Raw genomic sequence first — 20,392 nt, 5'->3', positions numbered from 1 at the left:
CCATGCGATTCTCCGACTTTGGCATCACCCGCAAGCTCTACCTGGGCTTTGGCGCGGTGGTCGTGATTCTGGCGGTGCTGCTGGGCAGCGCCTATACCAACTTCGAGCGCCTGGTCCAGGCCAATGGCTGGAACAACCATACGCACGAAGTGATGGCGGAAACCCAGTCCATCCTGGCCAGTCTGATCAATATGGAAACCGGTGAACGCGGTTACGCGCTCACGGGCGAACAGGCGTCGCTGGCGCCGCTCAACGCCGGCAAGAGCGCGTTTGAGGCCCACCTGCAGCAGGCGCGCAAGCTGACCGCCGACAATCCCACCCAGCAGGAGCGCCTGCAAAAGCTGGCACAGGCGCAGCAGGCCTGGTATGCCAGCGCCATCGAACCGGCGCTGGCCATGCGCGCCAAGGCCAACGATGGCGCCAGCATCGATCCGCTGCTGAACTTTGAACGCGAAGGCCGCGGCCGCGCCGGCATGGACAGCATGCGCGCGCTGCTCGACGAGATCAGCGGTGCGGAAGCGGCGCTGCTGGGCAAGCGCGCCGCCGACGCCGCCTCGCTGCAAAGCCTGACCGCCAACACCATCATCATTGGCGGCCTGCTGACCATTGTGCTGGCCACCGCGCTGGCATGGATACTGAGCCGCAGCATCGTCGGCCCGCTCAGCGATGCCGTCCGCATCGCACGCACCGTGGCCAGCGGTGACCTCCGCAGCCACATCGAGGCGCGCTCGCAAGACGAGACCGGCCAGATGCTGCAGGCGCTCGGCGATATGAACCAGAGCCTGCTCAACATCGTGGGCGAAGTACGGCGCGGCACCGACACGATTGCCACTGCCACCAGCGAAATCGCACGCGGCAACCAGGACCTGTCGACGCGCACCGAGCAGCAGGCCAGCTCGCTCGAGGAAACCGCATCGTCCATGGAAGAGCTGACCGGCACCGTCAAGCAGAACGCCGACAATGCGCGCCAGGCCAACCAGCTTGCGGCGTCCGCCTCGGAAGTGGCCAGCAAGGGCGGCGCGGTGGTGGCGCAGGTGGTGGAAACCATGCAGTCGATCAGCGCCTCGTCGCAGAACATCGTCGAGATTATTTCGGTCATCGACGGCATCGCGTTCCAGACCAATATCCTGGCGCTCAACGCGGCCGTGGAGGCGGCGCGCGCCGGCGAACAGGGACGCGGCTTTGCGGTGGTGGCCTCCGAGGTCCGCACGCTGGCGCAGCGTTCCGCGGCCGCGGCCAGGGAGATCAAGGCGCTGATTGTGGATTCGGTCGACAAGGTGGATGCCGGCAGCAAGCTGGTCGAACAGGCCGGTATCACGATGGAAGAAATCGTCGGCAGCGTGCAACGCGTCACCACCATCATGCAGGACATTGCCTCGGCCAGCGAAGAGCAGATCGCCGGCATCGAGCAGATCAACCAGGCCATCAGCCAGATGGACAATGTGACGCAGCAGAACGCCGCCCTGGTCGAACAGGCCGCCGCTGCAGCCGCCGCGCTGCAGGAGCAGGCGGCCAGCCAGGCCCATGTGGTCAGCGTGTTCAAGCTCGATACGCGCTATGCGGCGGCGGTCAGCGCGCCGCCGGCCAGCCCGGCCGCGCCGCGCCTGGCGCCAGCCCAGCCGGCACGCGCCAAGGCTGCCGCATTGTCCGCGCCTGCCGCACCTACAGCGCCGGCCGCTGCATCGGCACCGGCAGCACGTGCGCCCCGTAGCACCACCAAAGCCGGCGGCGACGAGTGGGAGGAATTCTGAACCAGCCAGCGCCCTATGCCGACGGTTGCCTGCATGCGCGGCCCGATATCCTGCGGCAGATCGCCCACCAGCGCCAGCCGCCGCTGGAAACCGGCACGCACCAGCTGTCGTTTGCCGACGGCCGCAGCGCCATCCTGCACGTGCCGCCGCACGCCGACGGCCAGTTGCTGCCGCTGCTCGTGCTGCTGCACGGCGCCGGTGGCCAGCACGGCGGCGCCGACCACATCGCGCTGGCGTATGCGGTCCGCCACGGCGGGCTGCTGCTGATGCCCGCGTCGGCCGGGACCAGCTGGGACTTCCTGCGCGGCGGCTACGGCCCTGACCTGGCCTTCCTCGACCGCACGCTGCTGTGGACCATGCAGCGCTACGAGGTGGATCAACAGGCCATGGCCATCGCCGGCTTTTCCGACGGCGCCTCCTACGCACTGTCCGTGGGACTCATGAACGGCGATCTGTTCAGCGACATCCTGGCGTTCTCGCCGGGCTTCATGTCGCCGCTGCGGCGCCAGGGGCAGCCGCGCATCTTTGTCGCCCACGGCAAGGATGATCCGGTGCTGCCGGTACAGCGCGGCCAGGCGATCGCCCAGCGGCTGGCGCAGGAAGGCTATGCGGTCGAGTACCAGGAATTCGACGGCGCCCACATCGTGTCGCCGCCGGTTGCGCGCGCCGCGCTGCAGCAGCTGGCGACGCGCTAGTCGTCGACCGGCGGCGCCAGGCAGACGCGGTTGCGCCCGGCCGACTTGGCCACATACAGCGCCTTGTCGGCTGCCTCCACCAGCATCGACGCCGCGTGCACGCCACGCTTGGGCGACATGGTGGCCACGCCGGAACTCAGCGTCACCTGGCCCAGCGGACTGCCGCTGTGCGGCATCTGCAACTGCTCGACAGCGAGACGGATGCGCTCGGCCACCGCCTGCGCGCCCTCAATGTCGGTATTCGGCAGCAGGATGCCGATTTCCTCGCCGCCGTAGCGCGCGGTCAGGTCGCCGGGGCGCTTGGGCGTCAGCGCGCGTATCAGCTTGCTCACGGCGCGCAGCACTTCGTCGCCGGCGCTGTGGCCATAGACATCGTTGTACTGCTTGAAGTAATCGACATCGATCATGATGAAGGCCAGCGTATCCGCATGGCGCGTGGCGCGGCTGAATTCATTGCCCAGCGTGACATCGAACTGGCGCCGGTTGGCCAGCCCGGTCAGGCCGTCCTGCATGGCCTGCCGCTCCAGCGTGCGGTTGGCGCTTTCCAGCGCGTCGCGCGCCTCGCGCAATGCCGCCTCGGTCTGCGCGCGCAGGCGGATCTGGTCCACCAGCCGCTTGCCAAAGAAACCGATCAGCGCGGCCAGCACCACCACGCCGACCGAGCGCGTGAAGGTGTCGCGCCGCCAGCGCTCCAGCATCTCTTCACGCGACAACGCCGCCGAGACGAACAGCGGATAGTGCTCCAGCGGGCGATAGCTGTTGAGGCGCACCTCGCCATCGTGGAAAGAGTGCAAGAAGGCGCTGCCGGTGCGCGCGGCGCCGCTCAGCACCGCATAGTGGCGGAACAATTCGCTGTCGCGCATGCTGCCGCCCACCCGTTCACTGTCAAACGGCTGGCGCAGCATCAGCACACCCGTGTTGGCCACCAGCGCCACTGCGCCGCGCGCGCCGACGTCAAAGCTCTGGTAGAAACGGCGGAAGTAATCGATGTCCAGCGTGGCCAGCACCACGCCGCCAAAACTGCCGTCGGCCCGGTTCAGGCGGCGCGACACCGGCATGATCCACTTGCCGGTGGAGCGGCTGATGACCGGGTTGCCCACATGCGGGCCGCGGTCGGCATGGTTGCGGTGATAAATGAAATATTCGCGGTCGGCGTTGTTGTAGGCCTGGTTCAGCACCCCACGCGAATTGACCACCCAGCGGCCGCGCTCATCGTAGACAAACAGGCCCACCAGCTGCGGCAGATTCTCGACCTGCACCGCCATCTGCTTTTGCACGCGCGCCAGCACCTTGCCATCCTGGCCTTCGGTCTCGATGCGTTCGACAATGTCGGCCAGCGAGGTATCGGCCGCCTTGATGGTGTCGTCGGCCTGCTGCGCCATGGCGCGCGCCACGTTGGCGCTCAGGCGTTCCATCTCCTGCAGCTGGCCGCTGCGCGCGTCGATGCTGCGCCACACATCGAGGGCGACCAGTGACAGGCAAACCACCGTGACAAACACAGTGGCCCAGAAGGTGATGGAATAGCGCTTGAACATATTGAAACGCAGAGCGTTGCTATCTCTGCTTTATACCGCAAATCGGGTGGCTGTGCCGCTCAAGCTGCTGCCAGCATGGGCCGCAGACTCTGCCAGGCCAGTTCCGGCGTCAGTTTCACCATACAGTCCTGGTGGCCCAGCGGGCACTCACGCTGCTTGCATGGGGCGCACGCGAGCCGCAGCGACAGCGACGCCGCCAGATCGGAAAACGGCGGCGCATGGCCGGGATCGGTGGGGCCATACAGCGCCAGCACCGGCCGGTTCAGCGCCGAGGCGATGTGCAGCAGGCCGGAATCGTTGGCCACCACGGCCGCCGTGCGCGCCAGCAGCGCAATCGCTTCGCCCAGGCTGGTGACGCCGGCCAGGTTGAACACGACCGCAGCGGGCAGCGCGGCGGCCACTTCGGCGCAAGCCTCGTGGTCCTTGGGTGAACCCAGCAGCGCAATCTGCGTGGCCGGTTCACGCGCCAGCACCGCTTGCGCCAGGCTGGCGAAATGGCGCGCCGGCCAGCGCTTGGCGCCGCCAAACTCGGCGCCGGGCGCCATCGCCACTACCGGACGCGCCGGATCGAGGCCGGTGCGCTCGAATACCGCCGCTATCTGGGCGTCGCTGGCCACCAGGCGCGGCCGCGGCAGCGCGGCGCGCAAGCCCGGTCCCTGCACCGTCACGGGCGGCCTGGCCAGTGCCGCATAAAACGGCACCATCGGGCGCGGCGGCAGTTCGTCGTGGTGCATCACATTAATCATGCCGTAGCGGCTTTCGCCCTTGTAGCCGACGCGCTGGCGGATGCCGGCCAGCCACGGGATCAGCGCGTACTTGATGGTATTGGGCAGCACGTAAGCATCGGCGTAGCCGCGCTGGCGCAGCAGGCGCGCGAACTTCCAGCGCTGGCGCAATTGCAGCGCGCCATGGCGGAACGGCGTTTCCAGCACCTCATCGACTTCGGCCACCTGGCGCCATACGGGCGACACGGCCGGCGGCGCCAGCACATCGATCGGCCGCTCCGGATGGGCGGCACGCAGCAGCTGCAACAGCGGTTGCGCCATGACGGCGTCGCCTATCCAGTTGGGGGAAATGATCAGCGTGCGCGGCGTAACGCCGGCACTGGCGGTTTTTTCGGGTGACACGCGTTCTCTCGTCGTCAGGGCTGCAGCCCGGATCGGCCGATTATCGCCCATCGCCGCCCCCGCCACAAGCCATCGCCGCCCCGGGCGCCACTGTTATAATCATTTTATTTATCATCGTCGTCGATCACCCTAACGCGCACCAATGAATACTGTCAGCTCTTCGCGGCCGCTCACCGAAAGTGGCAGCCCGGCCTCCTCGACGCTCCTGTTTGCCCTGCCGGCCCTCGCGCTGAGCAGTAAATCCGGCCTCGGCGCCGTGCAACTGGTGATCCTGCTGATCTTTATCCGCCACTTCACCCCGGTCTTGCGCGGCTACCTGCGCCACTGGGGCGAGCTGTCGGGCGTGACGCTGGCATTCCTGCTCTACTTCCTGGTCTCGCTGGTGCGCATGGTGGTCGACCACCAGCCGCTGCACACGCTGGACGGGCCGTCACGGCTGCTGTTTGGCCTGTCCTGCATCGGCGTCATGTACTACCTGCGCCCGCGCATCCGCTACTTCTGGCTGGGCCTGTGCATCACCACCTTGCTGGCGGCGGCGGTGGCGGCCTACCAGGTGCTGAGCGGCCAGATGGAACGCGCGATCGGCTTCACCCACCACGCGATCACCTTTGGCGACCTGGCGCTGGCGTCCGGTTTGATGTCGGCCTGCGGCCTGGCGGCGTTCCGCGATCCGCGCCTGGTGCGCCTGAACTGGCTGCCGGGCCTGGCGCTGGTGGCCGGCCTGCTGGCCTCGGTGCTGTCCGGCTCGCGCGGCGGCTGGCTGGCGCTGCCGCTGGTGCTGATCCCGCTGCTCACCTATGGCAAGCGCATGTACGGCAACAAGCTGCCGCTGCTGTGCGCCCTGATGCTGGGCCTGCTGGCGCTGGCGTTTGCCATTCCCGCCACCGGCGTTGCCGACCGCGTCTGGCTAGCGCTCATGGAAGTGCGCCGCTACCTCGACACGGGCGACGCCACCACATCGGTCGGCATCCGCCTGGAACTGTGGCGCGCCTCGGTCATGATGTTCATGGAACACCCGCTGCTGGGCGTGGGCCGCGACGGCTTTGACAACGCGCTGCACGCGCTGGCCGCCAGCGGCCGCCTGCAGCAGTCGCCGGCGCTTGAATACAGCAGCAGCCACAACGACCTGCTGCACCACCTGGCCACCGGCGGCATCCTCGACGCCAGCCTGCTGCTCATGATGTATGTCGCGCCGCTGCGCTACTTCAGGGCCGAACTGCGCCGCCAGGACCAGGGCCAGCATCCGCTGGCGCTGGCTGGGGTGGTGCTGGTGGCCGCCTTCATCGGCTTTGGCCTGACCGACGTGATGTTCTGGCTGATGATGCCAAAAGTGTTTTATGTCATGATGGTGTGCAGCCTGATCGGCATGTGCCTGGCGGTGCGCCACAGCGCGCCGACGCCGCGCCGCATCCTCATCACACGCACCGACAATATCGGCGACGTGGTGCTGACGCTGCCGCTGGCCGGCTACCTGAAACAGCTGTACCCGCAGGCCGAAATCGTGTTCCTGTGCCGCCGCTACGCCGCCGCCGTCGTGGCCCAGTGCCGTCACGTCGACCGCGTGCTGACGCTGGAAGAGCTCGGACCGGACCTGGCGCGCGGACTGAAACAGACCGGCTGCGACACCGTGCTGTTTGCATTCCCGCGCCGCGAACTGGCCTGGGCCGCGCGCCGCGCCGGCATTGCGCGCCGCATCGGCAGCACCCGCCGCATTTATCACTGGCTCAGCTGCAACCGCCTGGTCAACCTGACCAGCCCGCTGGGGGTGCGCCTGCACGAAGCCCAGCTCAGCTTCAAGCTGCTGCTGCCACTGGGCATCGACTACGTGCCCGAACGCGAGCAGATCTGGACACTGTATGGCCTCGACATCCCGCGCCATCCGGACGCCGACGCCGTGCTGGCCGGCCCCGGCTTCAAGGTGATCCTGCATCCGAAATCGAACGGCAATGGCCGCGAATGGCCGCTGGCCCATTACACCGAACTGGCGCGCCTGCTGGGCAAGGTGGATGGTGTGCGCGTGCTGGTCACGGGCAGCCCGGCCGAGGGCGAACTGCTGGCGCAGCAGGCGCCGGAGCTGCTGGCCCTGCCGAATGTGGAAAATCTGTGCGGCCGTCTGGACCTGGCGGCATTTACCGCGCTGGTCGGCGGCTGCGATGGCCTGGTGGCCAGCGGCACCGGGCCGCTGCACCTGGCTGCCGCACTGGGGCGCCCGGTGGTGGGCCTGTTCCCGCCGCTCAAGCCGATCGACCCGGTGCGCTGGGCCGCGCTGGGCCAGCGCGCCCACAATCTGGTCAATGAGCCGTCCTGCGGCCACTGCGCCGATCCGGCCCAGTGCAGCTGCATGCTGGCCATCACGCCACAGCAGGTGCTGGCCGTGATCCAGGGCTGGCGCGCCGAACAGCTGGCGCCAGCGGCCTGAGGCGTTTTACTCGTCCTGTTCGAGCATGCTGATACGGACCAGGTCGGCGACGTTGTCGACCCCCAGCTTGCTCATGAGGCGGGCCTTGTGCACCTCGACCGTCCGCACGCTGATGCCCAGCGCCGGGCCGATATCGCGGTTATGCCGGCCCAGCACCACCAGTTGCATCACTTCGCGCTCGCGCGGCGTCAGCTCGCTGAGCAGGTTGACGCTGCGGCTGCGGCGCTGCTGCTCGCTGTGATTGGTGCGTGCACGCTCCAGCGCTTCATCAATCGCGGCAATCAGCTTGGCGTCGTCAAACGGCTTTTCCAGGAAATCCACGGCATCGGCCTTGAACGCGGCGCGCGCCGTGCTGACATCGCCATGGCCGCTCATGATGACCACCGGCATGCGGCAGCCACGATTGATCAGCTCGCGCTGCAAGGTCAGCCCGTCCATGCCGGACATGCGGATATCCACCAGCAGGCAGCCGTTCCAGGCCGCCTGCCAGCCCTGTAGAAACGCTTCGGCGCTGGAAAATACCGCGGTCCGGTAGCCGCGCACCCCCAGCAGCAGGCCCAGCGCATCGCGCACGGCAGGGTCGTCATCGACGATGAATACGGTTAAATCATGCTGCAACATAGTTCTCCTGCCCTTCAACTACACGGCGCGCCAACGGCAGCGCCAATCTGAAAATACCGTGATCGCCCACTTCGGCCCAGAGCGAGCCGCCGTGCGCTTCCATGATGGCCCGGCTCAGCACTAGGCCCAGTCCCAGGCCACTGGCCTTGGACGATACAAAAGGTTCAAACAGGCGCGCCGCCAGATCGGTCGACACGCCCTTGCCGCTATCCTCCACCGTCAGCTGCAGGCAGCTGCCCTTGCCCAGACGCTTGCTGTCGAGCTGCTGCGCCGAGACCCGGATGCTGCGCGCGCCGTCGGGCTGCTCGCGCACCGCGTCCAGCGCGTTGTCCAGCAGGTTGCGCAGCACCAGCTCGATCTGCAGGCGGTCGGCCAGCATCGACAGCGCCGGCATCTCGTCCACCTGCAGCGTCACGCCGTGCTCGCGCAGCAGCGCGAAAAACTGCTGGCTGACGTTGGACACCAGCTGCGCCGCATCGACCGGCTCCAGCTTCATGGCGCCGGTGCGGAAGAAGTCGCGCAGACGGCGCACCACATCGGCCGCGCGCGAAGACTCGGCCATCATGCGCTGGATCGCGCTTTTCAGCATGTCGCCGCCCTCGCCGCGTTCGACCAGGTATTCACAGGCCTTGCCGTAGGCGCCAAGTGCGGTCAGCGGCTGGTTCAGCTCATGCGCCAGCGCGGCGGCCATCTCGCCTGCCGCCGCCAGCCGCAGCGACTGCTTCAAGTCGTTGGACACCTGGCGCAGCTCATCGACCACGATCCCCAGCGAAAACCCCACCAGCGCCAGCATCGCATCCAGCATCTGCAACTCCGGCACCTCGATGTTGACGGCGTTATTCCACTTCACCAGGCCGCCGATCCCGAGCTGCAGCACAAACACCATGAGCGCCGTGCCGTACAGGCCCTGCCGCGACGCCGCCCAGATCACGGGCAGGAACAGGAAGTAAAAATGCTTGAACTCCGACGTCTCGATGGTGCCAAACACCAGGAACAGCACGCAGATGGCCAGCGTCAGGTAGCCCAGCGTTTCATACCGCCACACCGTATCACGCAAACGCTGCCGTCCTGGTGCGCTGGACAACATCCACACCAGCGGCATCGACACCACCACGCCGACGATGTCGCCTATGCCAAAGCGCAACACCACGGCCGCCCACTGCCCCGGCGGGATCAGCCCGGCCAGCGACAGCAGCGACATGTACACCACATCATTGAGCAGGCAGCCGCCCACCACGATGAGCAGCCACTGGAACAGCTTGTTGCGGCTGTCAAACACCCCGCTATTGCCGAATTGGCGTTTTAACACGACGCCAATCAGGCCATAGCCCAGTACCAGCCACAACGATAACAGCAAGGTTAGCACCAGCCCGGCAGGCATGCCGCGCACCAGCACTTCGCCCAGCACCAGCGCCAGCCACCACGGCAGCGCCGAACGCCAGCCGTAAATCAGCCAGAACACCAGGCCCAGCGCCGGGTCAGGATTCCAGGGCGTGATATTCAGTCCATACAGCGGATCAATATAAGTTGCCCAGTCGAATAGCAGGTATAAGGCGATGAACGCCGGGAATACCAGATAGCGGGTCGGAGAGCTTGCGGTCATACGGGCGGGTGTGTATCGCAATGTATCATTATGCGTTGCCAATCTTCATCTTGCATTGCTTTTTGCAACTACGGGCAACCCTTAGCATTCCAACATCTCCTCTATACAACACTTCAACTATCTAAGTAGCAATTATTAAGGGAAAACCGTAGTTCTTTACCCCAATTTACAATACGTTACACAGGATTTACACTCGCGACTCGCCTATGGCTTTTCTAGAAGAGTTCACGATGTCGCAGTCCATTACCATCCTCTCAGGTGTTGCCGGCTTTGTCGGTTTGACCCAGTGGCGCGAAGCGCTGAAGCTGTCGACCCGCGCTGCCCTGCAGCGCCGCGCGACCTTTGGCTGGCTGGAACTGCTGAACTCCCATCCCTTGTTTGTCGATCTGGTCAAAGCCCGTCCACGTCTGATCTACAAAATCTATCGCCCTTACCTCACCGATACCATGAACTGCGTGCAGCGCCTGGAGCTGCTGCGCACGCATTATCGCCATCTGTTCCGCCTTGGCCTCGGCCCGCTGGCGGTGCAGGCGGCGCGTGGCCCGGTGACGCTGGCCAACATCGAAGGCAAAGGCGGCCTGCACTACCAGCTGCACCTGCGCGCGATCGAACCGATGGAACGCGAAGGCGAACTGGTGCTGCAACTGATGCAGGACGGCGGCCTAGTCTACAGCTGCGCGTTCTCCTTCATGCAGGGGGAAACCGGCATGATGCTGGGCATCGGCTGCATGCAGGGGCCCAAGGACGAACGCGGCCTGCAGCGCATCAAGGACGCCACGCGCGAGCTGCACGGCATGCGCCCGAAAAACATGATGATCAAGCTGCTGAGCCAGTTCGCGGCTGACCACGGCTGCGTCGCGCTGCGCCTGGTGGGCAATGACAACCGTACCGTGCGCAGCGCCACGCGCCAGGGCAAGGTGCACGCCGACTACGACACGCTGTGGCAGGAACTGGGCGCGGTGCAACGTGCCGATGGCGACTACCAGCTGGTCAGCGAAACCATCTGCGCGCCGGACCTGGCAGCCATCCCGTCGAAGAAACGTTCGGAAGCGCGCAAGCGCCATGAAACCCTGTGCGAACTGGCGCAGGCCATGGCGATCAGCCTGCACGCACCGCGCATCGAAGCGGTACCGACGCCACTGGGCCAGCAGTACGTGACGCTGGCGCCTGGCGCGCGCGATGGAGATGAGTACGCACTAGCGTAAGAAAATCCGGTACCATGGGCTTTTCGTCCGAGGAGAAATACCATGCGTGTGGATATTTATTGCCGAGATGAAGCACAAGGCAAGCATAGCTATCTGGCGGTTCCTGAGGGTAAACCGATCCCACAGGAAGCCACCAACACCGACTGGCACCCCGAAGCCCAGCATGTGGAAGTCGACGACGACCACGACCAACTCCCCCACTACCATATCGAGCATCCCCTGGCCCAGATCGGCGCCAAGGGCTACGCCATTACCGGCGTCAGCCAGCAGTTCTAAGCGTCATTCCCGCGCAGGCGGGAGTGACGCTTAATATTCGACCGCGACGTCGCGCGCGCCCAGCACCTGCTGCAGCGCCAGTTGCAGCTCGTCCGACGGCGCCACGCGCCACGCCTCACCCAGCTGCAGCACGCAGCTGACGCCTTGCGGCTGGATGCGCGCAGAGATCGGCAAGCCATCGGCCTGGCGGTACGGCGCCAGCACTTCCGCCACCTTTTTCGCATCGACCGTGGTCGGCAGCGCCATGCCCAGCTGCTTGCCGTGCTTGACGCGCGAGCTGATGATGTCGAACACCTTCTCGGCCGAGATGCGCAGGCCGCCATTGAAGCGGTCTTCCGACACCTTGCCGATCACGGCCAGGAATTCGTCTTCCTTGAACATGTGCTTGTGTTCTTCAAACACCTCGGCATACACGGTAACTTCCACCACCGCGCTCTTGTCGTCGAGCGTGACGATGAGCAGCTTGCCGCGCTGGGTCATCTGCGGACGGATGCCGGTGATCACGCCGCACAGCATGCGCGGATCGCGCGACGGCTCCAGGTCCGCCAGCTTGGTGCGCGCAAAACGGCGCGCCTCGCCGGCGAACGAATCGAACATGTGGCCGGACAGGTAGAAGCCTAGCGCGATCTTCTCTTCGGCCAGCTTCTGGCGGTCGGTGAACGGCGCGGCCTTGACGTAGTCCGGCGGCGGCTCGAGGTCGCTGTCGTCGCCGCCAAACAGGCTGACCTGGTTGGCCGACTTGGCCTGCTGGTCGGCATACTCCATTGCAAAGCCGACCGAGGCCAGCAGCACGGCGCGGTCGACGCCAAAGCTGTCAAAGGCGCCGGCGCGGATCAGCGACTCGATGGTACGGCGGTTGATCTGCTTCTTGTCCACGCGCTTGCAGAAATCGAACAGGCTGGTGAACGGACCGTCGGCATTGCGCGCGGCAATGATGGCCTCGATGGCGTTCTGGCCGGCGCCCTTGCACGCGCCCAGGCCGTAGCGGATCTGTGTGACTTTCTTGCCGCTCACCGAAGGCGGCGGGCCGTCCGGCACAAAGCGGAAGTCGGACTTGTTGATATCCGGCGGCAGGATGGTCAGGCCGCAGATATCGATCGCATCCTCGACCAGGATCTTGACCTTCTCGGTATCCTCCATCGCCAGCGACATATTGGCTGCCATGAACGCGGCCGGATGGTGGGCCTTCAGGTAGGCCGTGTGGTAGGACAGCAGCGCGTAGGCGGCAGCGTGCGACTTGTTGAAGCCGTAGCCCGCGAACTTTTCCATCAAGTCGAAGATCTCGTCGGCCTTGGCTTCGGTCAGGCCGTCCTTGGCCGCACCGGCGCGGAAGATGGCGCGGTGTTCGGCCATCTCCTCGGCTTTTTTCTTACCCATCGCGCGGCGCAACATGTCGGCGCCGCCTAGCGAGTAGCCGCCGACAATCTGCGCCATCTGCATCACCTGCTCCTGATACACCATGATGCCGTAGGTTTCGGACAGAATCGATTCGGTGCGCGGATCGGGATAGTCGAACTTCTCGCCGTGCTTACGTTTGCAGAAGTCCGGGATCAGGTCCATCGGCCCCGGACGATACAACGCCACCAGCGCGATAATGTCTTCGAAGCGGTCGGGACGCGCATCTTTCAGCATGCCCTGCATGCCGCGCGACTCCAGCTGGAACACGGCGACCGTTTTCGCCTTGGTCAGCAGATCGTAGGAAGGACGGTCGTTCAGCGGCAGCTTGGCCAGGTCGAAGTCTTTCTCTTCCGGATCGAGCGCCTTGATGTAGCGGACCGCGCGGTCCAGGATGGTCAGCGTGGTCAGCCCCAGAAAGTCGAACTTCACCAGGCCGACGGCTTCAACGTCGTCCTTGTCGTACTGCGACACCACGCCGCCATCGCCGCCCTGCGTGTACAGCGGGCAGAAGTCGGTCAGCTTGCCCGGCGCGATCAGCACACCACCGGCGTGCATGCCGATGTTACGCGTGATGCCTTCCACCTGCTGCGCCAGGTCCAGCAGCTGCGCCACTTCTTCCTCGTTCTGCTGGCGCTCCTTGAGCATCGGCTCTTCTTCGATCGCCTCGGCAATCGACACCGGCTTGCCCGGCTTGAACGGAATCAGCTTGGAGACGCCGTCGCAGAAGTTGTAGCCGAAGTCCATCACGCGGCCGACGTCGCGGATCGCGCCCTTGGCCGCCATGGTACCGAAGGTGGCGATCTGCGACACCGCATCGCGGCCGTACAGATCCTTCACGTGCTGGATCACCAGCTCGCGCTTCTCCTGGCAGAAGTCAATATCGAAGTCGGGCATCGAGACCCGCTCAGGGTTCAGGAAACGTTCGAACAGCAGGTTGTATTTGAGCGGATCAAGGTCGGTGATTTTCAGCGCATAGGCCACCAGCGAACCCGCGCCCGAACCCCGGCCCGGACCAATTGGCACATCATTGTTCTTGCCCCACTGGATAAACTCCGCCACGATCAGGAAGTAGCCCGGGAACTTCATGTTGATGATGGTGTTGTTCTCGAACTCCAGGCGCTCCTCGTAGCGGGCGCGGTTCTGCTCGCGCTTGACCGGGTCCGGATACAGCTGCTCCAGGCGCTCTTCCAGGCCCTTGCGGGTTTCCGCGCGCAGGAACTCGTCGATCGTCATGCCCGGGGTTGGGAAGTTCGGCAGTTGCGGCTTACCCAAGGTCAGCGTCAGGTTGCAGCGCTTGGCGATTTCTACCGAGTTCTGCAGCGCGGCTGGCAGGTCGCGGAACAGCTGGCCCATCTCAGCCTGCGTCAGGAATCGCATCTGCTCGTTGAACTTGCGCACGCGCTTGGCGTTGGCCAGCATCTCGCCTTCGGCGATACAGACCCGCGCTTCATGTGCGATGAATTCGTCCTGCGACAGGAACTGCACCGGATGGGTGGCCACCACCGGCAGGCCCAGCTTGGACGCCAGCGCCACCGAGTGGCGCACCTGCATCTCCTGGTTGGCCTGGCCGGCGCGCTGGATCTCGATGTAGAAATGGCCCGGGAAAATGCCGGCCCACTTTTGCGCATTGGCTTCGGCCAGCGCCGGGTTGCCGTTTTCAATCGCCATGCCGATGTCGCCAAAGTGGGCGCCGGACAGGGCGATCAGGCCGTTGGCCGGGGAATCGTCCGGCAGCAGCGCGTAGGTCTTCGACGTCAGCGCTTGCAGCCATTCGGTGCGGATCTCCGCGCGGCCCTTGTACTGGTTGGTCAGCCAGGCTTGCGACAGCAGTTCGCACAGCTGCAGATAACCCATGCGGTTCTTGGCAAACAGCATCAGGCGCGACGGCTTCTCGCGGTTTTCATCGTTGGTGATCCAGCAGTCGACGCCAACCACCGGCTTGATGCCCTTGCCGCGTGCGGACTTGTAGAACTTGACCATGCCGAACATATTGGCCAGGTCGGTGACCGCCAGCGCGCCCTGCTGATCCTTGGCCGCCTGCTTGACCAGATCATCGATCCGCACCAGACCATCGACGATGGAATACTCGGAGTGCACCCGCAAATGGACGAAGGACGGTCCCGCCGGCACCACGGCGGTGCCAGCCATTGCTTGTTCGTTTGCTACCATGTTCATAGGCGGGTTCAATACAGGTTCAATAACCCCCTATTTTACCGCGCATGAGCCCACAGGACCATGCAAAGAGGCTTGACTGCATTGGGTTAACTCCGTGGGCAAACGAACAACAACAATAAAATTCGTTAACGCTGCTCCTTATGCGGCGACCTGCTGACTGCGCCAGATTTTCATACGATGCAGAATATTGTGCACCTTAGATTCAAGATCACGCTCATTCAAATAAAAAGCAGGGTCTTCAGCGAGCAATACAGCGTCGCTTGTAAAAGCGTCTGCATCGCCAAAAAGCTCATCCAGCAGCAGAAAGATTGACTCCTCCATGGGTCCCGTTTCATTCTTGAACAGGGTGATAAAACTGTCGCTAAATGCCTGAGATGACAGCTCTCGATTTAAGAATGACTCGATTAAATTGGAGTATCGTTCAAATACCGTGTTCATGATTTCGCCCCGCCAAGCCTGCCCGTTTCAAGCACGCACTGCAACTGCTCTTCGTTCAATGCCCAACCCGAGAGATAGTATCCATCGAATCGCCGCATGACAGTGCGCGCCGCAGCAATATGCGTCAACAAAGCACAACGAAATGCTGCAAGCGTTTTTTTTGTTCGACATGCCAGCCACACCGAAGTTCCGAGCAAGACGAAAAGTGTGTTGCAGTTGGCGTGTCTGGAGACGCATGGAGCGATCAACAATATCCATTTAACATCACGCGTGACGGTCCAAACTGATATCGTGAGGCCCGGCATCCGTTGCTACCCTGCGAAGCAGCAAAGAGATGCTCATTTTTTGGGCAGATCTCAGCTTTGCCGGGTAATCACGCGTATAATGTCGCCTTTCCCTTTTTTGTTCCCACACCATCATGCAAGCTAATACTGCTTTACAAGCTGAAGCGCATGCTGGCGCTGCTCAGCACGTCAACATCGCCGCCTACAAATTCGTCACCTTCGATAACACCGAAGCGATGCGCCCTCAGTACCAGGACATCTGCAGCCGCCTGGACCTGAAAGGCACCATCCTGCTGACCCCGGAAGGCATCAATATGTTCCTGTCTGGTCCACGCGGAAACATCGACGAATTCCTGCGCTGGGTGCGCAGCGACGCCCGCTTTGCCGATCTGGAAGTCAAGGAAAGCCTGTCGGCCGAACAGTCGCACAAGCGCATGCTGGTCAAGATCAAAAAAGAAATCATCACCATGCGGATGCCGCTGATTAAGCCGGAAGAAGGCCGCGCGCCATTCGTCGAAGCGCACACGCTCAAGCGCTGGCTCGACAACGGCGTCGACGACCACGGCAAGCCGGTGGTCATGGTCGATACCCGCAACGACTTTGAAGTGGACGTGGGCACCTTCGACAACACGGTGGACTACCGCATCAAGAAATTCACCGAGTTCCCGGACGTGATCGCCGCCCACAAGGATGACTTTGAAGGCAAGACCGTGGTGACCTTCTGCACCGGCGGCATCCGCTGCGAAAAAGCCGCGATCCACATGCAGAACATCGGCTACGACAACGTCTACCAGCTCGAAGGCGGCATCCTCAAGTACTTCGAGGAAGTCGGCGGCGCGCACTACACGGGCGACTGCTTCGTGTTCGACTACCGCACCGCGCTCAATCCGAAACTGGAACCGACCGAGACCGTGCAATGCTTCAACTGCCGCGCCGTGGTCACGCCACGCCAGCAGCTGGCGCCGGAATACGTCTACGAAAAATCCTGCCCGCACTGCTACGGCAAGCAGTAAGCGTAAGCAGTAAGCAGCAGCTTATTGGCGCGCGCGCGGCACCAGCTGCTGCAGCGCCGCCTGATAGGCGTTACGCGCGGTCTGATACACGGCCAGTTGCGAAGTCAGCTGCGCCATCTGGGCATCGACAAACTGCAGATTGGCCACCTGCTCCTGCGCTTCCTGGCTCAGCTCACTCACCTTGTAGCTGATGCCATCGACCGTCACTTCCAATTCATCATCCATGCCTGCCCTCCTGAAAACCGTGAGGCAGAATTATAAGCGCACCGCACCATAGCTTCCCCGCAAACGCAGGAACGGTTCTTCGATGGTGTGATAGCTCAGCGTGGCCACCGCCCACACCAGACCGTACACCGTCCCCAGCACCAGCCCCGCGTCCAGCCAGGCAATGCCGGTCCAGTGCGGCAGGCCGAATTTCTGCGCCAGCATCTGGATCACGCCCATGTGCAGCAGGTAAAACGAAAAACTGATCTTGCCGCCATGCGCCAGTCCACGTTCCAGCCATCCGGGCAAACGGCCCTGCCAGCTGACCCAGCTCAGGATCACACCCGCCCACACCAGGCTTTCCATCATTGACCAGCTGATCCAGAACGGCGCGTGCGGCGCCACGTTGTACGGCGCCACGTGCGCCTGCAAGGCGCTGGCACCGGCCGCCAGCAACAGCGCCGGCAACAGCAACCAGCCAGCCCAGCGCTGCAGCCACAGCTGGTAACGCTGGTACAGCATGGCCGCCAGCATGCCCATCACAAACTGGTCAAAGCGGCCGACAAAGGTGCTGAAGTACATCAGCGAACTGTGCACGCTCTCGCGATAGGCCATGAGCTTGAAGACCAGCATCATGGCCAGCAGTTGCAGCAAATAGCGCATGCCGCGCTCCATGGCAAAACGGCTCAGCCACGGGAACAGCAGGTAAAACATGAATTCCAGCGGAATGCACCAGGCCGCGCCGGTAATCAGGTTGCGCGAGGTGGGCGAGTCGCCAAGGTTGGCCGTGAACAGGTAAAACAGGTCTTGTGGCTGGAAGCTGTCGCGGTTAAGCGACAGCGCCAGCACGAAGATGGTCAGATAGAGCGGCGCGATCCGCAGCACGCGGTTGCGCACGAACGGCGCGTAAGCGATCTGCCGCTGGAACTGGGCGATCCGCATGAACAGGAAACCGGACAAGGTGAAGAACAACGCCACACCGGTGTGGCCTTCAATGATGAGCCCGGCCCATTTGCTGTCGATACCGCCACCGCCGAGGTTGCGCCACTTCAGCTCGAAGTGAAACAGGAACACCAGCGTGGCGGCAAACCAGCGCAACTGGTCGATCCGTACGCTATAAGGCAGGTTCAGTGACTTCATCTGCTGGCCATCTCCCGTTTCAAAGAAGAACTTGCACACTATAATAGCGCGCAACAATCTGAAACCCCGTTCAACTGTATTGCGGTTCGCCATGAAAAAATTCATCTTCGCCAACCAGTTGCGTGGCATCGCCGCCATGCTGGTGGTCATGACCCACTACTTCGGCACCTTCTTTGCCGAACAGGATCTGCTGGCGGCCCGCACCTTCTCGCCCAATCTGCACCTGTTCAAGGGCGGCTGGGTGCATTTTTTTGAACTGGAATACCAGGGACCGTTTGGCGTGGGGCTGTTCTTTTTAATCAGCGGTTTCGTCATCCCGTTCAGCCTGCGCAAGACCAGCCTGCCCGGCTTCCTGGTCAACCGTGCGCTGCGCATTTTCCCGACCTATGCCTGCTGCCTCGCGCTGGGCACGCTGGCGGTCTACCTGAGCGCGCGCTACTGGGGCCAGGCGTTCACCTATGACGCCAAGGTGCTCGCGGCCAACGCCCTGCTGGTGCACAACCTGCTGGGCTTCCCGTCGATGGACGCGGTCAACTGGACGCTGGCAATTGAAATCAAATTCTATCTGCTCATGGCAGTGGGCGCGGCAGCGCTGTTCCGGCCGTCCCCGGTATGGCTGCTGGGCTTTCTGGCGGCAGCACTGGCGCTGACGTGGAACGGCGAACATGGCGTTGCCATCGCCACGCCGCTGCTGATGGAATTGAACTATATCGTTTTCATGATGACCGGCTGCCTGTTCTACCAGCATGCCACGCAACTGATCTCCACGCGCGCGCTGGTGTGGCGCTCGCTGCTGACGGTGGCCGCCTTCAGCTGGAGCTGGTCGATGGGCCCGCAACAGGGCCAGTTCCCGGCGGTGACCGTGTGGTACTACTGTGCGTATCTGGTGTTTGGCGTGTGCTACGCGCTGCGCGACCGTTTCCGCCCCGTGCGCGTGCTGGACTTCCTGGCCGCGATCAGCTATCCGCTGTACTGCGTGCACGCCCTGTTCGGCTACTGCGCGCTGAAGATCCTGATCGACCAGGGCTGCCGCTATGGCGTGGCGATGCTGATTACCCTGCCCTGCACACTGGCGCTGGCGTACGCGGTACACCGTACAATAGAAAACGGCAGCCACATACTGGGCCGCCGTTGGGGTGATGCGTTATCGCGTCGTCAGGCTACTTGAAGTAAGCGCCAATTTCGCGGACATCGTCAGCGCTGACGACACCAGCTGCTGTGCGCAGTTTCAATAACGCCACCAGATAAGTGTAGCGTGCCTGCGCCAGATCGCGCTGGCTGGTGTACAGCTGCTGGCGTGCATTCAGCAAGTCGAGATTGATACGCACGCCACCTTTGATGCTTTGCTCAGTTGCGGTGATCAGCAAGTCCGCCGAGCTCACCGCTTTTTCCAATGCACGGATACGGGTAACGCTGCTGAGCACTGATGCGTACTGCTTGCGCAGCTCAACCATCACCTTATCAGTGCGTAGCTGCAGTTCAGCCTTGGCTTTCTCCAGCCCCGCTACCGACTGCCGGGCCGTTGCCGATACGGCACCGCCCGAGTACAGCGGCACAGTCAGCTGAATACCGATGGTGCGGTTGGTCGAGTCCTGGTTATTGGTGTTAAGTGTCTCTGCAGTAGCCTTGCTATAGCTGGCAACAAAGTCCAGGCGCGGCTTGTGACCTGCCTGGCTCTTGGCCACCTCCTGGCGTGCCGCTTCGATACCAAAACCCTGTGCCTTGATATCTGGATTGTTTTCCAGGGCAATCTTACGCCAGGTCTCAAAACTCTCTGGGGACTGACCAATACGGAACTCTGGCATCAGACGGTCCAACGATTTGACTTCTTCACCCACCATGGTCGACAGCATGGCCAACTGGGTTTGCTGGTTATCCAGCGCCTCGATCAACTGGGCTTCCGCCAAGTCCAGCCGTGACTGGGTTTCCAGCATATCGGTCTTGGTACCCTCACCTTTTTCAAACAGGCGGTCGTTGACAGCTTTCTGCTCTTTGTACATGTCACGCTGCGCGGTGTTAATGCGTACCTGCTCGTCCGCAAACAACGCATCGATATAAGCACCCACAACACGACCGATCAGTTCTTGCGCACGCCCTTCGAAATTTTCGGCGGCATAAGCCGTTTGCGCCTGGCCTTGCTTATAGCGCGCCCACCCATCAGGGTTGTAGATCGACTGGCGCAGATTCAGGCTGCTCGAACGACTTACATATTCAGGGTGGTCAGTTCGTTTGTTAAGCGGCGGACCGTAATCCGTCGTCTGGTCAGCGCGGTTATGGCTAAACGAGTAGTTAGCCTGCACATTTGGCAAAAGATTGGAGCGGCCTATCGTCTTGAATTCCTTACCCGCTTCGGCATCCTGCAATGCCTGCTGGTAGGTCGCATCGTTGGCCAGCGCTGCCTGGTAAGCCTGCATCAGCGACATCGCTTGCGCGCTACCCATCTGCATGAGCGCACTGGCCAGTGCCGCCGTCAGTGCCAGACGGCGCGGCTTGAAATGAGCGTTCATG

16 protein-coding genes are annotated in these 20,392 nt (G+C 63.2%); 7 read left to right on the top strand and 9 right to left on the bottom strand.

Annotated elements, in window-relative coordinates; translation table 11 throughout:
• Window positions 1–2 precede the first annotated feature (2 nt).
• Both BUA36_RS25555 and BUA36_RS25550 read left to right on the top strand, forming a co-directional pair.
• Window positions 3–1,751: a methyl-accepting chemotaxis protein gene (locus tag BUA36_RS25555; RefSeq protein ID WP_072788840.1), complete on the top strand. Its 1,749-nt coding sequence runs from the start codon at window positions 3–5 to the stop codon at window positions 1,749–1,751.
• Entirely contained in the window at window positions 1,736–2,446 is a 711-nt protein-coding gene (locus BUA36_RS25550) for an alpha/beta hydrolase (protein WP_084560342.1), read from the top strand. The genes BUA36_RS25555 and BUA36_RS25550 overlap by 16 nt, the downstream gene beginning before the upstream one ends.
• Here BUA36_RS25550 and BUA36_RS25545 read toward each other — a convergent pair.
• Both BUA36_RS25545 and waaF read right to left on the bottom strand, forming a co-directional pair.
• Window positions 2,443–3,981 carry a sensor domain-containing diguanylate cyclase gene (locus BUA36_RS25545; protein ID WP_072788838.1) on the bottom strand — a complete coding sequence of 513 codons (1,539 nt, stop codon included), beginning with the start codon at window positions 3,979–3,981 and terminating at the stop codon, window positions 2,443–2,445. The two genes, BUA36_RS25550 and BUA36_RS25545, sit on opposite strands and share 4 nt — an antisense overlap.
• A gap of 59 nt (window positions 3,982–4,040) precedes the next feature.
• The gene (gene waaF / locus BUA36_RS25540; RefSeq protein ID WP_267875123.1) at window positions 4,041–5,108 is read right to left on the bottom strand and encodes a lipopolysaccharide heptosyltransferase II; all 1,068 of its coding nucleotides are present in this window, start codon (window positions 5,106–5,108) and stop codon (window positions 4,041–4,043) included.
• A gap of 142 nt (window positions 5,109–5,250) precedes the next feature.
• Here waaF and BUA36_RS25535 point away from each other — a divergent pair, with 142 nt between their 5' ends.
• The gene (locus BUA36_RS25535) at window positions 5,251–7,527 is read left to right on the top strand and encodes a glycosyltransferase family 9 protein (protein ID WP_072788836.1); all 2,277 of its coding nucleotides are present in this window, start codon (window positions 5,251–5,253) and stop codon (window positions 7,525–7,527) included.
• A 6-nt stretch (window positions 7,528–7,533) separates the two neighbouring features.
• On the opposite strand, the gene BUA36_RS25530 is transcribed toward BUA36_RS25535, so the two are convergent.
• Both BUA36_RS25530 and BUA36_RS25525 read right to left on the bottom strand, forming a co-directional pair.
• Window positions 7,534–8,148, bottom strand: coding sequence for a response regulator transcription factor (locus BUA36_RS25530; protein WP_072788835.1), 615 nt, complete (start codon window positions 8,146–8,148; stop codon window positions 7,534–7,536).
• Window positions 8,135–9,751: an ATP-binding protein gene (locus BUA36_RS25525; protein ID WP_072788834.1), complete on the bottom strand. Its 1,617-nt coding sequence runs from the start codon at window positions 9,749–9,751 to the stop codon at window positions 8,135–8,137. The genes BUA36_RS25530 and BUA36_RS25525 overlap by 14 nt, the downstream gene beginning before the upstream one ends.
• Before the next feature lie 230 nt (window positions 9,752–9,981).
• On the opposite strand from BUA36_RS25525, the gene BUA36_RS25520 reads away from it, so the two are divergent.
• Both BUA36_RS25520 and BUA36_RS25515 read left to right on the top strand, forming a co-directional pair.
• A complete protein-coding gene (locus tag BUA36_RS25520; protein WP_072788833.1) occupies window positions 9,982–10,956 on the top strand; it encodes a VirK/YbjX family protein in 975 nt (324 codons plus the stop codon).
• A gap of 42 nt (window positions 10,957–10,998) precedes the next feature.
• On the top strand, window positions 10,999–11,232 hold the full coding sequence (locus BUA36_RS25515; RefSeq protein WP_072788832.1) for a DUF6139 family protein: 234 nt from the start codon (window positions 10,999–11,001) through the stop codon (window positions 11,230–11,232).
• 30 nt (window positions 11,233–11,262) lie between these two features.
• Here the strand turns inward: BUA36_RS25515 and dnaE are convergent, their stop codons facing one another.
• Together dnaE and BUA36_RS25505 are read right to left on the bottom strand one after the other, a co-directional pair.
• Window positions 11,263–14,805 carry a DNA polymerase III subunit alpha gene (gene dnaE, locus BUA36_RS25510; protein WP_072788831.1) on the bottom strand — a complete coding sequence of 1,181 codons (3,543 nt, stop codon included), beginning with the start codon at window positions 14,803–14,805 and terminating at the stop codon, window positions 11,263–11,265.
• Between the two features lie 138 nt (window positions 14,806–14,943).
• Window positions 14,944–15,243: a colicin immunity domain-containing protein gene (locus tag BUA36_RS25505; RefSeq protein WP_072788830.1), complete on the bottom strand. Its 300-nt coding sequence runs from the start codon at window positions 15,241–15,243 to the stop codon at window positions 14,944–14,946.
• Window positions 15,244–15,661: 418 nt separating this feature from the next.
• On the opposite strand from BUA36_RS25505, the gene BUA36_RS25500 reads away from it, so the two are divergent.
• Entirely contained in the window at window positions 15,662–16,540 is an 879-nt protein-coding gene (locus BUA36_RS25500; protein WP_072788828.1) for a sulfurtransferase, read from the top strand.
• Window positions 16,541–16,561: 21 nt separating this feature from the next.
• Here BUA36_RS25500 and BUA36_RS25495 read toward each other — a convergent pair whose 3' ends face one another.
• Window positions 16,562–16,765, bottom strand: coding sequence for a DUF6447 family protein (locus tag BUA36_RS25495; protein WP_072788826.1), 204 nt, complete (start codon window positions 16,763–16,765; stop codon window positions 16,562–16,564).
• 30 nt (window positions 16,766–16,795) lie between these two features.
• The gene (locus tag BUA36_RS25490; RefSeq protein WP_072788824.1) at window positions 16,796–17,884 is read right to left on the bottom strand and encodes an acyltransferase family protein; all 1,089 of its coding nucleotides are present in this window, start codon (window positions 17,882–17,884) and stop codon (window positions 16,796–16,798) included.
• Window positions 17,885–17,975: 91 nt separating this feature from the next.
• Here BUA36_RS25490 and BUA36_RS25485 point away from each other — a divergent pair, with 91 nt between their 5' ends.
• Window positions 17,976–19,052 carry an acyltransferase family protein gene (locus tag BUA36_RS25485; protein ID WP_072788822.1) on the top strand — a complete coding sequence of 359 codons (1,077 nt, stop codon included), beginning with the start codon at window positions 17,976–17,978 and terminating at the stop codon, window positions 19,050–19,052.
• On the opposite strand, the gene BUA36_RS25480 is transcribed toward BUA36_RS25485, so the two are convergent.
• Window positions 19,045–20,391 carry a TolC family outer membrane protein gene (locus tag BUA36_RS25480; protein ID WP_084560340.1) on the bottom strand — a complete coding sequence of 449 codons (1,347 nt, stop codon included), beginning with the start codon at window positions 20,389–20,391 and terminating at the stop codon, window positions 19,045–19,047. The two genes, BUA36_RS25485 and BUA36_RS25480, sit on opposite strands and share 8 nt — an antisense overlap.
• Window position 20,392: the final 1 nt, after the last annotated feature.

It is taken from the genome of Duganella sacchari (genome assembly GCF_900143065.1).
Lineage (GTDB): Bacteria > Pseudomonadota > Gammaproteobacteria > Burkholderiales > Burkholderiaceae_D > Rugamonas > Rugamonas sacchari.
The sequence above is the reverse complement of the archived record's forward strand: the minus strand, read 5'-3'. Positions and strand labels throughout refer to the sequence as shown.

Excerpts from the sequence above, each read along its gene's own strand:
- BUA36_RS25505 (WP_072788830.1), bottom strand. The coding sequence starts at position 15,243 with ATGAACACGGTATTTGAACGATACTCCAATTTAATCGAGTCATTCTTA.
- BUA36_RS25490 (WP_072788824.1), bottom strand. The coding sequence starts at position 17,884 with ATGAAGTCACTGAACCTGCCTTATAGCGTACGGATCGACCAGTTGCGC.
- BUA36_RS25545 (WP_072788838.1), bottom strand. The coding sequence starts at position 3,981 with ATGTTCAAGCGCTATTCCATCACCTTCTGGGCCACTGTGTTTGTCACG.
- BUA36_RS25515 (WP_072788832.1), top strand. The coding sequence starts at position 10,999 with ATGCGTGTGGATATTTATTGCCGAGATGAAGCACAAGGCAAGCATAGC.
- BUA36_RS25520 (WP_072788833.1), top strand. The coding sequence starts at position 9,982 with ATGTCGCAGTCCATTACCATCCTCTCAGGTGTTGCCGGCTTTGTCGGT.
- BUA36_RS25555 (WP_072788840.1), top strand. The coding sequence starts at position 3 with ATGCGATTCTCCGACTTTGGCATCACCCGCAAGCTCTACCTGGGCTTT.
- BUA36_RS25480 (WP_084560340.1), bottom strand. The coding sequence starts at position 20,391 with ATGAACGCTCATTTCAAGCCGCGCCGTCTGGCACTGACGGCGGCACTG.
- BUA36_RS25485 (WP_072788822.1), top strand. The coding sequence starts at position 17,976 with ATGAAAAAATTCATCTTCGCCAACCAGTTGCGTGGCATCGCCGCCATG.
- BUA36_RS25525 (WP_072788834.1), bottom strand. The coding sequence starts at position 9,751 with ATGACCGCAAGCTCTCCGACCCGCTATCTGGTATTCCCGGCGTTCATC.
- BUA36_RS25500 (WP_072788828.1), top strand. The coding sequence starts at position 15,662 with ATGCAAGCTAATACTGCTTTACAAGCTGAAGCGCATGCTGGCGCTGCT.
- BUA36_RS25530 (WP_072788835.1), bottom strand. The coding sequence starts at position 8,148 with ATGTTGCAGCATGATTTAACCGTATTCATCGTCGATGACGACCCTGCC.
- BUA36_RS25535 (WP_072788836.1), top strand. The coding sequence starts at position 5,251 with ATGAATACTGTCAGCTCTTCGCGGCCGCTCACCGAAAGTGGCAGCCCG.
- dnaE (WP_072788831.1), bottom strand. The coding sequence starts at position 14,805 with ATGAACATGGTAGCAAACGAACAAGCAATGGCTGGCACCGCCGTGGTG.
- BUA36_RS25495 (WP_072788826.1), bottom strand. The coding sequence starts at position 16,765 with ATGGATGATGAATTGGAAGTGACGGTCGATGGCATCAGCTACAAGGTG.